Origin of the sequence: Pantoea sp. RIT-PI-b (assembly GCF_001187905.1) — a bacterium.
GTDB lineage: Bacteria > Pseudomonadota > Gammaproteobacteria > Enterobacterales > Enterobacteriaceae > Pantoea > Pantoea nemavictus.
In genome coordinates, this window is sequence record NZ_LGIS01000017.1 from 248,175 (window position 1) to 261,297 (window position 13,123).

Consider the following 13,123-nt stretch of genomic DNA (forward strand, 5'->3'; position numbering starts at 1 on the left):
TTCGCTGTCATGCGCTGACAGCGAGCATTAAACACTTACCCATCACCACGTCCAAAGATGCTGGCTTAATGCCTTGATGACGGTATGTTGCATTAGGCCAGCAATACGCCATAACACGATAAAATAATCAGGACACCTCTATGGACTTTAAAAAGTTCGAAGCCATTCTACATCTGTGGAAAGATCTGCACTTCACGGAAATAACGCTACAACAGCGTGATAATAAAAGCGAAATCTACGCCACTGGCACAAATAATCACACCCAGAGTCAGCTCTATATTTGCAACGTTGCCGATGATATTTCCCCGCAGGCGCAACTTAAACAGCTGCGTACGTGGCTCCACAGAATTAATTTAGGCAGGTCGAAACGCATGCTGGTGAGTGCGGAAAAAGAGTAAACGGCTGGCGCTAAATATCGCCGACTCACCTTCACCTTTATCAATACCTATCGACACTTTTTCGCTTCGCTTATTTACAGCGGATAAAGCCGACCGCACGAAAAACATATCGTCAGATTATTCGCCATGTCACACTGTATATACATACAAGTATCGGAGGTGACGTGAGAGATGAAAGCCGTCCAACATCGGATCTGTATGCGCTAATTGGTATCGCGGTGGCGGAATTTATCAGGGAAGAGCGGGTATTTAAGGCGCACGATATTTCGTTGTCATTGCATGTCATGAAGTTGGGAACTAACGATGAGGAGTTTCGACATCTTTGCGATGCCGCGATGCGATTACTGGCAGATTTGATGCACTAACGTGCCCCCCAAATGAGCTGGGGGACACGATGAATTGTCAGGCGTCGTCTGGCGTATAGCCCACTACAATTTCCAGCGTTCTGCGCAGGATATCTGCCTCAGCACTTCCCTCTGCGGTTTCCAGCGCCATAATCAGGCAGAGAATAATGGCTTTATTACTGACGCGTCCTTCCGTTGCCAGCACGTGGCGGATAACCTTGTCCAATACGGCAGCTTCGTTTCTTAACGTGCTGTCTGCATTGCGAAAATGCTCTGCCAACTCGGTGTCAGGCAGCGCAGAATAGAGGTCGTGATTTTCCGGCATGATTCCAGTCCCGTACTGATAGCGATACATTCAAATTATCTTCACTAAACGCGAGCCACAATCGGTCAATGTTTGCGATTGCTGCCAGACTGTTCTTTATTGCCAAACAACTGCAGAACGTTGTCTCTTTCCGGCTGCTCTTCCCGCCGTTTCTTGCCAGCCGAAATACTGGCGCGCACATCGGTAATGGCGGCAATAATGGCCTCACGCCGATGGTTATCGCTGCTCTGCTCTTTCATGCGCATGAGTTGGTCGATCAACGCCTGAGTATTAACGGGGCCCGCCTGCTGCAACAGCACCAATGCCGCTTCCCCAATAATCTCATCGATTAATTTCTGGTGTTCACTTCTATTCATAACGAATTATTCATAACGAATCTCTGAACGCCGCTTCGCCCCGGACCGGGAACAACGGCAGAATGGATGCGCTACCGGAGAAATGTAGCGCAGTACAGCCCGTCACAGGTCATGCATGAAGCAGTGCGTTATCAGAGTAAAGTCTTATAGTTGTACAACCTGGACGTTAAACCTGCTCTCAGCTTTCGCGTTCGAATAACAAGCCGATCAGCTGATGATAGTGATGCTCTTCTTCCGCATTGGCGGCCAATTCGAGTCTGCGAAGCAGCTTGGTGCACAGTGATTTACGGTTGAGATTACGTCCTTCGCGTAAGATTTCAACCACGATCTGGCCCAGTGTTTCCTGCTGCGATGGCAGAGATGCTTTGCTGAAATAGTTGGCAATGGCCTCGACTGAACTCGGCGTGTATCCGTTCTGACGCATAATTGACCCCAATAAAGTAAAATGTTAGGTCACCCGACCTAAGGAAAGTTGTACAGGAAAATCTAAAGCTGTACAAAAAGCTTACTGAACTTATACGGTAGGATTTGTTGCAAAAAGTGCTAACTGGCGCGAATTAGGATAATTGGAAACCTTTTATTTCCAAATTCGTGAGCTCAGCGCCGAAAGACATCGACGCATGAGCCACGTTTGATCAGCTATCGTCTGCATCCGCTGACGGCATTCTGACGCTACCTTCCTGACGACTCAGTCCGCGTAACGCTGAATGGGCACGATTATCGCTGCCTGCTGGTTGGCGGTGCGTCAGCAACCACTGTTGGGCGCTGGCGATACGCTGCTGTTGCTGCGCGTTTTTTGCTTTTTCAGCCATGCGTGCGAGTTCAGCGAGCAGTGAAGAGACGTTAACTTCCTCACGGCGCACCAGCAGCGCATAGGCCGCTTCGCCGATAATTTTTGGTTGTGAATCTGACATCCTCTACCTCCTGAGAATATGGGCTTACGCTTGGTTCTCAGTGTTAACTATAGATCATCGGCGGTTCGCCTTGGCACGCGCGGCCTGCAACGACCCCGGTGCATTATCGATAGATTGCTAACCAGGGTAAAGACCGGCCATGCCGCCGCGCGAAATTGTTAACAGAAATCGCTGGTTATCTTGGGTTTTTGTTACTAACACGCTATGGTGAGTGCCCTTCAGCTGCCTATGCGGTGGCCGATGCAGTGGTCAATAACCAGAATTCAGCAAGGATATCGGGCATGGAGTTCACCATACGCAAAGCGCAGGCAGAGGATGCAGAGCTGCTGCATCAGCTGGGCCGCATGACCTACAGCGCGCATTTTAAACATATGTGGGTTTCCGCAGAAGAACTGGATGCCTTTATCGATAAAGAGTATGGCCTGGCGGAGCTCAACAGCAGCCTCGCGGCCCCGAATGAGAGCTGGCTGATCGCCGAGACGGACAAGCCGATTGGTTTTGCCAAAGTCACCTGGAACACGCCGGTACCCGATTCAGGCATGAGCGGCGCGCTGCTGAATAAGCTGTATCTCAATCCCGAAGAGACCGGCAAAAACTACGGCAGATGGATGTTCGAGAGCATCATCAATGAGGCGCGGGATAAGCGTGAAGGCTATTTGTGGCTGGAAGTATTAGGCGATAACGTCCGCGCGCGTAAATTCTATGAAGCCTTCGGCATGCAGCACATCAAAGATATTCCGTTTATCACCGCCTCGCAGCAGAGCACGCTGCAGATTCTGGGGATGATGATTTAAGCCGCATGTTGCACCCACGACTTGCGCCAGCACGAGCAAGTCGTGGACTTCCCTACAAAATAAATTTCCTTTGCTGCCAACCGCTTTACAAATCCTGCCCGCTTCTGACTTGATCAATCCCGTTAATCGATATTACTGTATACACATACAGTAATAATTTGAGATCGCAGCCATGCAGTTTTATCAGCCCGCGGAGATCCGCGCCATTTTAGCGTTACCCTTGTTCATTAGCCGCGTGCCCTGCGGCTTTCCGTCGCCGGCGCAGGACTACGTTGAACAACGCATCGATCTCAATAATTTCTTAGTCGAGCATCCCAGCTCAACCTACTTCATTCGGGTCAGCGGTGACTCGATGATCGACGGTGGGATTAATGAAGGTGACATGCTGGTTGTGGACAGCTCTCTTAAGCCCAAACACGGTGACATTGTGGTTGCCTCGCTTTCCGGTGAATTCACCGTGAAACAGCTGATGTTGCAGCCTGAGCTGCACCTCAAACCGATGAATCCCGCCCATGCGATTATTGATATTCCTGACGCTGATGAGTTCGAAGTCTTCGGCATCGTTAAACACGTGATTAAAACCATAGGCCGCTAATGTTCGCCTTAGTGGATGTGAACGCGTTTTACGCCAGCTGCGAAACGGTATTTCGCCCGGACCTGCGTGGTAAACCGATTGTGGTGCTGTCGAACAACGACGGCTGCATTATTTCCCTCAGCCGGGAAGCTAAAGCACTCGGCATCAAAATGGGTGCGCCCTACTTTAAACATCGCGAAGAGTTAATGCGCCACAAGGTGGTGGTGTTCTCATCGAATTATGCGCTGTATGGCGATATGTCGCGGCGCGTGATGGAGACGCTGGCGCTGATATCAACGCGCGTGGATGAGTACTCGATTGATGAGGCCTTTGTCGATGTCACTGGCATCGACGCTTGCATGACGTTTGACCAGTTAGGCCGTGACATTCGCGATCGCATCTATCAGGACACCCACTTGCGCGTGGGCGTCGGTATCGCGCCGACGAAAACGCTCGCCAAGCTGGCCAACTGGGCCGCTAAGCGCTGGACCAAAGCTGAGAATGTGATGGATCTTTCCCTGCCGCACCGCCAGCGTGAGTTGATGAAACTGGTCAAGGTTGAAGAGGTGTGGGGCGTTGGCCGACGCTTATCAAAAAAGCTCAATCTGATGGGCATTAATACCGCGCTGCAGCTCGCTGAAACCCCCACGGCACTGATCCGTAAACATTTCGGTGTAGTGCTGGAGCGCACGGTGCGTGAATTATGTGGCGAGGCTTGCCTGGCGTTTGAAGAGGTGATTCCCAATCGTCAAAATATTCTGTGCTCGCGCTCCTTTGGTGACCGCATCACCGAATATCATGACATGCGCGAAGCTATCGCTAATTACGCCGCACGTGCCGCAGAGAAACTGCGCAGCGAGCGGCAATATTGTCGGCATATTGGCACTTTTATTCGCACCAGCCCGCACGATCCGCATCATCCCTATTACGCCAATGCGGCCAGTCAGACATTGATTACACCTACCGCAGACAGCCGTGACATTATTCAGGCAACGCTCAACTGTTTAGATCGCATCTGGATCCCCGGTAAGCGTTATATGAAAGGCGGCGTCATGCTGGGCGATTTCTTTAGCGATGGTGTCGCGCAGTTTGACCTGTTTGCCGATTATCAGCCGCGTCATAATAGTGAGCAACTTATGGCGTTGATCGACAAGATGAATGCCCACCAGCGCGGTGCGTTATGGTTTGCCGGGCAAGGGATTCAAAAGCCCTGGTCGATGAAGCGCGAGATGCTATCACCCGCGTATACCACCCGACTGGCGGATCTGCCTGTGGCGAAATAGTCGACTCATTCTGGCTCTCGCTGCGCTTATTCGTGTAGGGTCAGTAATAACTGATGATGGCTATTATCCGCCAATGCCGAGTGTTAATAACATCACTTATTTCGTTTCACGTTGTTTATCTCCCTCTTGAATTACGCGCATGCCAATGCGATATTCAGGCCCTATCATCGCCACAGCGTAATAACATCCGGAGAGCGTATGTCGAGTGAAGAACGCGTGAAAGAGCTGGAAGAAAACGTCAATAGATTAGAAATAGAAGTCGCCGCCTTGCGGGAACTGATGATTAAGCAAGTTGCGGTAAATAACATCACCTTTAAAGGAAAATATGATGAGGTGATTATTCAGCTGGCGAAAGAATATGAGGAGCGCGGTTTAGACGACGAGATGAATAGCAAAATGCACGAGGCGCTGCGTCAATATATCAACTATCAGCTGCCTGCTGTGGAATAACGTGTCGCTTTAGCGCTGTGCGTCACTCATACCCTCAGCGGATGGTGTCACCTGCACGCCCTGTGCGCCATCACGCCCTGCGCGCTTCGCCCGATATAAGGCATGATCGGCATGCTCCAGCAGTTTTACTGCGCTGATTGAGGCTGGAGAAACTGTGGTGGCACAGCCTGCGCTGAGCGTAACCTGGCCCTTCGGCGAGGAGATGTGGGGCTGATGCAACACCCGCACCGCTTCGACCACCCGCTTCGCCAGGGTCATGCCCTCATCAAATGAGGTATCTGGCAGGATCAGCGCAAACTCCTCACCGCCATAGCGCGCCGCCATATCTGAACGCCGCCGGGCCACCGACGCCAAAACCCCGCCAATCACTTTTAAACACTTATCACCCGCAATGTGCCCGTAGGTGTCGTTATAAGCTTTGAAAAAATCGATATCCATCATGATCAGCGAAAGTGGCTTACCGCTGGCCGCGGCGTTTGCCAGCGCCTCCTGCAGAAAGCGGTCGAATTCACGGCGATTCGCCAAACCGGTTAAACCATCGACATGGGCGAGTTGATTCAGCGCGAGGTTGGCGTGATGCAATTCGTCGCGCAGGCTGGTCAGCTCCTGCTGATAGCGCAACACGCGCCGCGCATGACGCAGCTGGACTGTGCCGAGCAAAATGATAGTGAGCAGCAGAATCAGGTTGAGAATAATGTCCTGCCCTCGCCCATTAATCCAGGTGCTGAACAGATCGTCACTGTTGTAACCGGCAGCGACAATAATCGGATAGCGATCGGAGCGCGCAAAGCCAAAAATGCGTGCTTGCCCATCGAGCACCGATTTCCACTGCCCGCTGCCGCGATCCATCCTGGCCAACATCTCCTGAAACAGCGGGCTGGCAGAGAGATTTTTACCGATGTAACTGTCCGGCATCGGCCGGGCATAGAGAACGGTGCTGTCGGCCAGCATTAAAACCAGTACGTCACGTTTACCCAGTTCGTAATAGCTGTAAAAACGGCGGAAATAATCCACCTTAATGGTCGCCAGCAGCACCCCCTTAAAACCGCCGCTGGCGTCACTCACGCGCAGCGAAACCGGAATCACCCGATCGCCGGTACTGCGGCTGGTGATCACCGGACCGATATGTACGCTGTTGCGGCGGTTAACGCGCTGATAGCTAAAATATTCGCGATCGGAATTATTGATATCGGCAGGCACGCGCGCGGCCGAGGTGGCAATCCATTTGCCATTCGCATCGTAATAAAACAGCCCGTGCAACTGTGGCAAACGGCGTTGCAACTCGCGCATGGTATGACTCAGGTCAGCGCCCTGAATATGGGTTGCCAACTGCAATTGCAAATCGCGCTGTATCTGGCGAAGCGAAAGTTCCGTTTGCAGGAAGGTATCTTCAGCCTGACGCGACTGAGACAAAGCCAGATTCATGGCAGACTCTTGCGCCTGGCGCACCGTTCCCAGCCAGGCTTCGCGCAAGGTCCAGATGTTCATGCTCACCACCGTGACGATCAGCAACACACCGGACAGCACAATGCTTTTGAGCAAACCCGAATCGTTGGTGGCCCGGGTATCCATTTTCCTGTTTAACTGCATTCTGTCCTCTGTTTTCACCCCACCACAGAGTTAAGCATGTAAAAACCGCATAGCGAGACGCTAGCGGATAAGTCAGCCGTTTAGGGTCAACTATCAGAGTAGTCTGTCCTGATAAATGTGACAGAACCCTCCAGGTTGCTGCCATTGTTAACTCCTATGACCAGTAACGAAATATTAATGTAATATGTCTCCACCACACTCTGTGGCTGCAACACACAGCACGCGTTCAATACGAGATTATTCGGTAGCGATATCTACCAGGCCCGCTTAGCGCGGGCTTTTTTTCGCCTCAGCATCATGGCGGAGCGAAATGTCCGGCTTGCAAAAGTAAAACGATCGGTTTACTTTTTAAGAATGAAAAAGAAACAGGACATCATCCAGGCCGCAGAGCGGCTGTTCTATCTCAACGGCTTTCATGCCACCAGCACCGATCGCATCTGCAGTGAGGCGCAGGTCTCCACGCGCACCCTCTATCGCTATTTCCCCTCGCGCGAAGCGTTAACGGCGGCGGTGCTGGAGGCGCGTCAGGCACGCTTTTTTGCCGCGTTACACCAGCCAGAACATCCGCATGCGGTAGCCCAGATGTTCGATGTCATGCGTGAATGGATGCTTGAGTACGGCAACAATGGCTGCTTATTCCTCAAGGCATGGGGAGAGTACGCCGCCGAAGATATCGCGTTGGCCCAACAGGCGATGGCATATCGCCATCATATGCGCGCCTACATTGCCCGCTGCGTGAATCCGCAATCATCGCCGGAAAACAGCGCGCTGGCGGATGCCGTTTGGCTGCTGTTTGAAGGAGTGCTGACCTCAGCGTTAGTGTTGGGCGCGGCGGATGCCTGTGCAACCGGCAAAGCAGCGGCGCTGCAGCTGTTAAGCGGTAAAACATGAAAAACTGCGCATTAGGCCTGACGGGCTTTGCGCTTATCGCCGTCACCTACGGAATGGCGCGCTTTGCCTGGGGTTTGATGATGCCCGACGTGATGCGCGCTATTCCGTTTACGCCGCGCATCTCCGGCGTGCTTGCCGCCTGCAGCTTCGCCGCGTACTGCGTGGCGGTCATGCTTGCGCCGATGATGACCGCCCGTGCTGGTGCAAGAATGCCCGCCAGCGTAGCGGCACTGTGCGCGGCAGCCGGCATGCTGATACTGGCTTTAGCCAGCTCGGCCTGGATGCTTGGTGCAGGATTATTTATCGCTGGCCTGAGCGCTGGCCTCGCCTCTCCGGCGCTGGCGGCGGCGGTGAGCCAACGGGTTAACGTTGAACAACAGCCGCAGATGAATACGCTGATCAATGCCGGCACCAGCATGGGCATTATGCTCTCCGTACCGATACTCTTTTGGTTACCGGGCGGCTGGCGCGCAGCATGTGCGCTCTTCGCGCTACTGGCGCTGTGCTGCGTGGTGCCGCTATGGCGCCAGCTGCCAGCAGAGAAAGAAACCGTTCGTCACCCATCCTGGTATCACAGCCTGCGCCAGCGATCCCTGCAGCGGCTGATCGTCATTGCCCTGGTGAGTGGGATTGCCAGCGCAGCCTGGTGGAGCTTTGGTCCAGAACTGCTGCAGCGCATTGCCGTCAAGGACAACATTGTTAGCCTGTTGTGGCTCATCGCGGGTGCGGCAGGTATTGTCGGGGCGCTGACCGGCCCGATGGCAAAATGGCTGGGGATGTCGCAGGTTTACCGGCTGTCACAGTGCTGCCTGGCCATCCCATTACTGGTGCTGGCGGCCAGTCATCACGCGTCAGGTTGGTTATTTCCCGCCGTGGCGTTGGGGGGCGCGGCGTACGTGACGCTGTCCGGTGTGCTGCTGGTGTGGGGCGCCGCGGCAACAGAGCAAGCTCCCGCCACTGGCGTAGGCATGCTGTTTTTCATGTTAGCGGCCGGTCAGGTCATCGGTTCACTGCTGTTTGGCCAGCTGTATAGCGCTGCAGGCGCGCCGACCGCGTTACTGCTGTTCGCGGCCCTGCCTTTACTGATGCTGTTCCTTATTCCACGTAACGCTTAACTTTCGCGGAAATAACACCTCATTCATCGCGAAAAGGATCCTTTTTATCATCCTCGCTATCATCGCGCGTTCTCGGTATTTCCCCATGCTCAGCCGGATTATCTTTCGCTGGATGGTTTTCCTCACTCACGTCTTTTTTATCCGTCTGTTTTTTTGCATCAGTCATTTTAAACTCCCAGCTTGGTTTAGAGTTTAAGTTTAGATCATCCCGGAAAAAATGGCGTAGGTAGGTGATCGCTCATTACCGTTACGCTTAACGATTAAGGATTAAATAACTGTCTGGCGTGCAGGCATAAATATTTGTGCCAGACTTAGCAGCAGATAAGCGAATAAATTCATGGAGAGTATATGAAACGTATTTTTTTAGCTTCAACGCTGCTGTTATTGAGTTTAGGCGCGGGTGCCGCCGAAGGCGGATTCAAGTCGGGAGAGACGGCCCCCCCGCAAAATAATCAGGATGCCGGCTACAAGGGCTCTGAAGACACCGGGCAGACATCTATTTCGCGTATTCGTGATTTCCGTCAGGGTGGTTATGTCACGCTAGAAGGTCATATCATTGAAAAGTTGAAGGGCGATGATTATCGATTCCGCGATGATACGGGAACCATTACCATTCAGGCAGAAAAGTCTACGTTTAAAGAAAAAACCTATTCGGCCGACGATAAAGTTCGCGTCAGCGGAAAGGTTTATGGACGTGGCGACCAAACCACGCTGAAGGTATCGCGTATTGATGAGCCGTAAATTTATTGATCTAAAAACCGTCCGTTATAATCTGACTTGATCACGTAATGCGTGTCGTAGCGACCAAATAGTCGATAGCGATTTAAAGCAATGCGGTCGTAACAATAATTGCTGATAACGTCAGGCATAAACCTAAAGAGAGAGAGCGCGCGCCATGGCCACGGCAAAAAGCGCATGATGCGAAAAATAGCCTGCGCGCGCAACCAGCGATCGTTACCGTGAATGAAAACAATAGTGCGGATATTGTCATCCGGTAAACCGGCAAAACGTAATAGCGCTTTGCCCTGCTCACTCTGAACCGCGGCGAAACGTATAGAGCGCGGAATACCGTGACGAAGCAAAAACACCACCCACGCGTTGCAGAGTTTGCATAGGCCGTCATACAGCACCACCTGTTCTCCGGGATGTAAATAAGGTGGTTTTGCCATCACATGCTCCTCAACTCTACAAGCTGTCCCATCATTGCATGACGCACGTTATGCTGCCTGCCACTCCGCCACCAGCGTTGTAATCAATTCAGCTGCCGCCATTTCTCGCGCCAGCGCTGCGCCCTGCCCAGCCCACTGGGCGCCAAAGCCGTGCGCGCCCTTAGCCGCGGCAGCGGCGGCCAGCGCTTTGCCGAGCGCATAAGTCAGCGGATAGGGAGGAATGGTGTCGTGGCTAAACTCGCGCGCCAGGCGGCAAAAATCGTTGGTGATACATCTTGCCGGTCGTCCGGAAATCGCCGACGTCATCACCGTGCTGATGGCCTGTTGGCTTTTTAACGCCTGGCGATACGCCTGATTAGCCGCCGACTCCGGGCATAGAATAAACGCCGTGCCCAGCTGCACGCCTGCGACCCCCAATTTGCGCATCGCCGCAATGCCTGCGCCATTCATAATGCCGCCCGCCGCGATCACCGGCACCCGGGAGACCTGCTGTATCGCCTGCACCAGCGTGAAGGTGCTGAGCTGATGATCGTCACCTGCCGGATCGAATATCCCGCGATGGCCACCCGCCTCAATGCCCTGCGCGACAATAAAGTCGACTCCCGCAGCCTCAATCGCCTGCGCCTCCGCCAGGCTGGTGGCGGTCGCCAGCGTGATAATGCCGCGACGCTTTAAGCGCTGTACAAACGCTATTGAAGGCAGGCCAAAATGGAAACTCACCGCAGCCGGCGCGGTTTCCAGCAACACCTCCAGCATCGTCTGGTTTTCAAGGAAGGTTTGATAAATCTCAGCCAGCGCTGTCGGTATCGCCGCATCATAGCGATCAAATAGCGGTTGAAAACGGGCAATCCACGCCTGCTCCAGCTGCGGATCACGCTGCGCGGCGGCATGACAAAAGACGTTAACGTTGATCGGCCCAGCGGTGAGCGTACGCGTTTGCCGGATCATCTTCTCGGCCTGCTCTGGCGTTGAGGCACCAATGCCAATCGATCCCAGCCCCCCGCTATTACTCACCGCCGCCGCCAGCTGCGGCGTGGAGACACCCGCCATCGGTGCCTGAATGATCGGATAGGTAAGATTTAACCTCTGACTAAGGATCGTGTTCACGTTTTGGCTCCCGCTAAGATGACGCTCTACCATGCCGTGATTTGCCCGCCCCGTAAAGGATCTACACTTAGAGGACTTCTACCTACAGCAGGAGAAATCCGATGCATAAAATCGACTTTCCGGTGAGCAAAGCGCGGAAATATCTGGAGCCGGGTCCGGTGGTATTGCTGAGTTCGCAATTTGAGGATCAGCGCGACATCATGACGCTCGGCTGGCACACCATTCTGGAGTTCTCGCCGTCGCTGGTAGGCTGCATGATCGCCGGCGGCAACCACAGTCATGAGTTGATTCGCCAGAGCGGCCAGTGCGTGATCAACGTGCCGTCAGCCAATCTGGTCGATAGCGTGGTGGCGATCGGCAATAGCCACGGCGATCGTCTCGATAAGTTTGATGCTTTCACACTGACGCCCGAACCCGCCAGCGTGGTGAATGCACCGTTAATTGACGAATGCTTTGCAAGCTTTGAGTGCCAGCTGTATGACGATTCAATGGTGGATAATTACAACTTCTTTATTTTCGAGATCGTTAAAGCGCATGTCGCCGCAACGCCGGAGTTTCCACCTACGCTGCACTACACGGGCGAAGGACGCTTTAGCGTGATGAGCAATTTGCTGCTCGACAAGCGCGGTGACTTTAAGCCAGAAATGTTAATTTAACTGCTTGAATTACTCTAGGCTTACCCCCACTTTCAAGCTTTCGCCCTGACAGGAGTAAATACAATGGCAACCGAATATGCGGTGATCGCCGGTGGCTGTTTCTGGTGTACCGAAGCAGTGTTTAAAGATGTGATTGGCGTGGAGTCAGTCGAGAGCGGATATACCGGCGGCGCTCGTCCGAATCCGACTTACGAGCAGGTGTGCAGCGGTGCCACTGGGCATGCAGAGGCGATTCGCGTGGGTTTCGATCCGGCACAGGTGAGCTACGGCGATCTGCTGGACATCAGCTTTGCCACCCACGATCCTACCCAGCTGAACCGCCAGGGCAACGATATTGGTACCCAGTATCGTTCGGCGATTTTCCCGGCCAATCCTGAGCAGGAAGCTGAAGCGATTGCCGCCATTGCGCGCGCGCAGGAAGGCCTTAGCGATCCGGTCGTGACCACCATCGAGCCGCTGAAAGAGTGGTATGCGGCGGAAGGTTATCACCAGGATTATTGGGAAGGCGCCGGACAGCGCAACGGCTATTGCATGGCGGTGATTCCACCGAAACTGCAGAAGCTGCGTAAGAGTTTTGCTAATCGCGTCAAATCGAGTTAATTCGCCACCGTCAACGTTGAGGTCGCCATGAATGCCGTAATGCTCGTCAGTTAAGCAGCGCACTGGCTCCGTGGGGGTTCCGCCCGCTAAGCCTATGGCAGTTTCAGAATGTGTGAAGCCGGCGGCCGGGCTAAGGTCCGAAGGCGCGGACCTTAGCAATCCGCGCCTGCGCCGTCCTCGCTGTTCCCTCGCTTATCACTCCGGCCTGACGGACCGCGCGGATTCGCCATCCCTGGCTCATGCCGCGCTTTCGCCGACGTCCTGTCGGCTCATCCTGGCCGTCACTCTGCGCTCGGCGCTGCGGATAGCGCCCAACACCATCGCCTGCCATTACCGCATCTGATTTGAAATTTTGCTGGCTGAAGATTTTGGGTTACCGGGTCGCCATAAATGGCGACCCTACAGACGTTCCAGCGATGATAATTCAGGGATAGGCATTGCTGCTGCAGCGCGGGTGTTGAGGCGACATCCCAGCCCGCTGAGCGAGTGAGGGATTCCAGGGCGAGCCGCAGGGATGCGGCGAGAGGCGGCGCTGAGCAGGAGCGAATCGCCGCCGG

19 protein-coding genes are annotated in these 13,123 nt (G+C 53.8%); 11 read left to right on the plus strand and 8 right to left on the minus strand.

What is annotated here, in order from left to right:
- Nucleotides 1-140: 140 nt before the first annotated feature.
- Both AC790_RS11510 and AC790_RS24715 read left to right on the plus strand, forming a co-directional pair.
- Complete coding sequence (locus tag AC790_RS11510; protein WP_049851857.1) at nucleotides 141-398, plus strand: hypothetical protein; 258 nt, start codon at nucleotides 141-143, stop codon at nucleotides 396-398.
- 164 nt (nucleotides 399-562) lie between these two features.
- Nucleotides 563-763: a hypothetical protein gene (locus AC790_RS24715; RefSeq protein ID WP_007891079.1), complete on the plus strand. Its 201-nt coding sequence runs from the start codon at nucleotides 563-565 to the stop codon at nucleotides 761-763.
- Between the two features lie 37 nt (nucleotides 764-800).
- On the opposite strand, the gene AC790_RS11515 is transcribed toward AC790_RS24715, so the two are convergent.
- The 4 genes from AC790_RS11515 to AC790_RS11530 form a co-directional block, all read right to left on the minus strand.
- Nucleotides 801-1,067 carry a biofilm development regulator YmgB/AriR family protein gene (locus AC790_RS11515; protein ID WP_007891082.1) on the minus strand — a complete coding sequence of 89 codons (267 nt, stop codon included), beginning with the start codon at nucleotides 1,065-1,067 and terminating at the stop codon, nucleotides 801-803.
- Between the two features lie 65 nt (nucleotides 1,068-1,132).
- On the minus strand, nucleotides 1,133-1,423 hold the full coding sequence (locus tag AC790_RS11520) for a hypothetical protein (protein WP_049851858.1): 291 nt from the start codon (nucleotides 1,421-1,423) through the stop codon (nucleotides 1,133-1,135).
- 178 nt (nucleotides 1,424-1,601) lie between these two features.
- Nucleotides 1,602-1,847, minus strand: coding sequence for a regulatory protein YcgZ (gene ycgZ, locus AC790_RS11525; protein WP_007891089.1), 246 nt, complete (start codon nucleotides 1,845-1,847; stop codon nucleotides 1,602-1,604).
- A 211-nt stretch (nucleotides 1,848-2,058) separates the two neighbouring features.
- On the minus strand, nucleotides 2,059-2,337 hold the full coding sequence (locus AC790_RS11530; protein ID WP_007891093.1) for a hypothetical protein: 279 nt from the start codon (nucleotides 2,335-2,337) through the stop codon (nucleotides 2,059-2,061).
- 281 nt (nucleotides 2,338-2,618) lie between these two features.
- Here AC790_RS11530 and AC790_RS11535 point away from each other — a divergent pair, with 281 nt between their 5' ends.
- The 4 genes from AC790_RS11535 to AC790_RS11550 all read left to right on the plus strand — a co-directional run bounded on the left by AC790_RS11535 (nucleotide 2,619) and on the right by AC790_RS11550 (nucleotide 5,438).
- Nucleotides 2,619-3,131 (plus strand): GNAT family N-acetyltransferase, encoded by a 513-nt coding sequence (locus AC790_RS11535; RefSeq protein WP_007891095.1) that lies wholly within the window; start codon nucleotides 2,619-2,621, stop codon nucleotides 3,129-3,131.
- A gap of 172 nt (nucleotides 3,132-3,303) precedes the next feature.
- Nucleotides 3,304-3,726 (plus strand): translesion error-prone DNA polymerase V autoproteolytic subunit, encoded by a 423-nt coding sequence (umuD, locus tag AC790_RS11540; RefSeq protein ID WP_049851859.1) that lies wholly within the window; start codon nucleotides 3,304-3,306, stop codon nucleotides 3,724-3,726.
- Nucleotides 3,726-4,988, plus strand: a complete 1,263-nt coding sequence (gene umuC / locus AC790_RS11545) for a translesion error-prone DNA polymerase V subunit UmuC (protein WP_049851860.1) — start codon at nucleotides 3,726-3,728, stop codon at nucleotides 4,986-4,988. Before umuD ends, umuC begins: the two co-directional genes overlap by 1 nt.
- A 198-nt stretch (nucleotides 4,989-5,186) precedes the next feature.
- The gene (locus AC790_RS11550; RefSeq protein WP_007891122.1) at nucleotides 5,187-5,438 is read left to right on the plus strand and encodes a hypothetical protein; all 252 of its coding nucleotides are present in this window, start codon (nucleotides 5,187-5,189) and stop codon (nucleotides 5,436-5,438) included.
- A 9-nt stretch (nucleotides 5,439-5,447) separates the two neighbouring features.
- On the opposite strand, the gene AC790_RS11555 is transcribed toward AC790_RS11550, so the two are convergent.
- Nucleotides 5,448-7,028: a sensor domain-containing diguanylate cyclase gene (locus AC790_RS11555; RefSeq protein WP_049851861.1), complete on the minus strand. Its 1,581-nt coding sequence runs from the start codon at nucleotides 7,026-7,028 to the stop codon at nucleotides 5,448-5,450.
- A 354-nt stretch (nucleotides 7,029-7,382) separates the two neighbouring features.
- On the opposite strand from AC790_RS11555, the gene AC790_RS11560 reads away from it, so the two are divergent.
- Both AC790_RS11560 and AC790_RS11565 read left to right on the plus strand, forming a co-directional pair.
- On the plus strand, nucleotides 7,383-7,919 hold the full coding sequence (locus AC790_RS11560; protein WP_049851862.1) for a TetR/AcrR family transcriptional regulator: 537 nt from the start codon (nucleotides 7,383-7,385) through the stop codon (nucleotides 7,917-7,919).
- Nucleotides 7,916-9,034, plus strand: coding sequence for an MFS transporter (locus tag AC790_RS11565; RefSeq protein WP_049851863.1), 1,119 nt, complete (start codon nucleotides 7,916-7,918; stop codon nucleotides 9,032-9,034). The genes AC790_RS11560 and AC790_RS11565 overlap by 4 nt, the downstream gene beginning before the upstream one ends.
- Before the next feature lie 19 nt (nucleotides 9,035-9,053).
- On the opposite strand, the gene AC790_RS24990 is transcribed toward AC790_RS11565, so the two are convergent.
- Entirely contained in the window at nucleotides 9,054-9,200 is a 147-nt protein-coding gene (locus tag AC790_RS24990) for a hypothetical protein (RefSeq protein WP_007891130.1), read from the minus strand.
- Between the two features lie 182 nt (nucleotides 9,201-9,382).
- Between AC790_RS24990 and AC790_RS11570 the strand changes: the two genes are divergently transcribed.
- On the plus strand, nucleotides 9,383-9,775 hold the full coding sequence (locus AC790_RS11570) for a YgiW/YdeI family stress tolerance OB fold protein (RefSeq protein WP_049851864.1): 393 nt from the start codon (nucleotides 9,383-9,385) through the stop codon (nucleotides 9,773-9,775).
- 2 nt (nucleotides 9,776-9,777) lie between these two features.
- On the opposite strand, the gene AC790_RS11575 is transcribed toward AC790_RS11570, so the two are convergent.
- Together AC790_RS11575 and AC790_RS11580 are read right to left on the minus strand one after the other, a co-directional pair.
- Nucleotides 9,778-10,203 carry a DUF393 domain-containing protein gene (locus tag AC790_RS11575; protein ID WP_049851865.1) on the minus strand — a complete coding sequence of 142 codons (426 nt, stop codon included), beginning with the start codon at nucleotides 10,201-10,203 and terminating at the stop codon, nucleotides 9,778-9,780.
- Between the two features lie 48 nt (nucleotides 10,204-10,251).
- The gene (locus AC790_RS11580) at nucleotides 10,252-11,310 is read right to left on the minus strand and encodes a nitronate monooxygenase family protein (protein ID WP_049851866.1); all 1,059 of its coding nucleotides are present in this window, start codon (nucleotides 11,308-11,310) and stop codon (nucleotides 10,252-10,254) included.
- Between the two features lie 101 nt (nucleotides 11,311-11,411).
- On the opposite strand from AC790_RS11580, the gene AC790_RS11585 reads away from it, so the two are divergent.
- Nucleotides 11,412-11,966 (plus strand): flavin reductase family protein, encoded by a 555-nt coding sequence (locus tag AC790_RS11585; RefSeq protein ID WP_007891160.1) that lies wholly within the window; start codon nucleotides 11,412-11,414, stop codon nucleotides 11,964-11,966.
- Nucleotides 11,967-12,029: 63 nt separating this feature from the next.
- The gene (gene msrA / locus AC790_RS11590; protein WP_007891162.1) at nucleotides 12,030-12,566 is read left to right on the plus strand and encodes a peptide-methionine (S)-S-oxide reductase MsrA; all 537 of its coding nucleotides are present in this window, start codon (nucleotides 12,030-12,032) and stop codon (nucleotides 12,564-12,566) included.
- The last annotated feature ends 557 nt before the right edge of the window (nucleotides 12,567-13,123 follow it).

Coding starts and splice junctions, on each gene's coding strand:
- AC790_RS11535 (WP_007891095.1), top strand. CDS start 2,619: ATGGAGTTCACCATACGCAAAGCGCAGGCAGAGGATGCAGAGCTGCTG.
- ycgZ (WP_007891089.1), bottom strand. CDS start 1,847: ATGCGTCAGAACGGATACACGCCGAGTTCAGTCGAGGCCATTGCCAAC.
- AC790_RS11565 (WP_049851863.1), top strand. CDS start 7,916: ATGAAAAACTGCGCATTAGGCCTGACGGGCTTTGCGCTTATCGCCGTC.
- umuC (WP_049851860.1), top strand. CDS start 3,726: ATGTTCGCCTTAGTGGATGTGAACGCGTTTTACGCCAGCTGCGAAACG.
- AC790_RS11510 (WP_049851857.1), top strand. CDS start 141: ATGGACTTTAAAAAGTTCGAAGCCATTCTACATCTGTGGAAAGATCTG.
- umuD (WP_049851859.1), top strand. CDS start 3,304: ATGCAGTTTTATCAGCCCGCGGAGATCCGCGCCATTTTAGCGTTACCC.
- AC790_RS11550 (WP_007891122.1), top strand. CDS start 5,187: ATGTCGAGTGAAGAACGCGTGAAAGAGCTGGAAGAAAACGTCAATAGA.
- AC790_RS11555 (WP_049851861.1), bottom strand. CDS start 7,028: ATGCAGTTAAACAGGAAAATGGATACCCGGGCCACCAACGATTCGGGT.
- AC790_RS11530 (WP_007891093.1), bottom strand. CDS start 2,337: ATGTCAGATTCACAACCAAAAATTATCGGCGAAGCGGCCTATGCGCTG.
- msrA (WP_007891162.1), top strand. CDS start 12,030: ATGGCAACCGAATATGCGGTGATCGCCGGTGGCTGTTTCTGGTGTACC.
- AC790_RS11515 (WP_007891082.1), bottom strand. CDS start 1,067: ATGCCGGAAAATCACGACCTCTATTCTGCGCTGCCTGACACCGAGTTG.
- AC790_RS11585 (WP_007891160.1), top strand. CDS start 11,412: ATGCATAAAATCGACTTTCCGGTGAGCAAAGCGCGGAAATATCTGGAG.
- AC790_RS11575 (WP_049851865.1), bottom strand. CDS start 10,203: ATGGCAAAACCACCTTATTTACATCCCGGAGAACAGGTGGTGCTGTAT.
- AC790_RS11560 (WP_049851862.1), top strand. CDS start 7,383: ATGAAAAAGAAACAGGACATCATCCAGGCCGCAGAGCGGCTGTTCTAT.
- AC790_RS11520 (WP_049851858.1), bottom strand. CDS start 1,423: ATGAATAGAAGTGAACACCAGAAATTAATCGATGAGATTATTGGGGAA.
- AC790_RS24990 (WP_007891130.1), bottom strand. CDS start 9,200: ATGACTGATGCAAAAAAACAGACGGATAAAAAAGACGTGAGTGAGGAA.
- AC790_RS11570 (WP_049851864.1), top strand. CDS start 9,383: ATGAAACGTATTTTTTTAGCTTCAACGCTGCTGTTATTGAGTTTAGGC.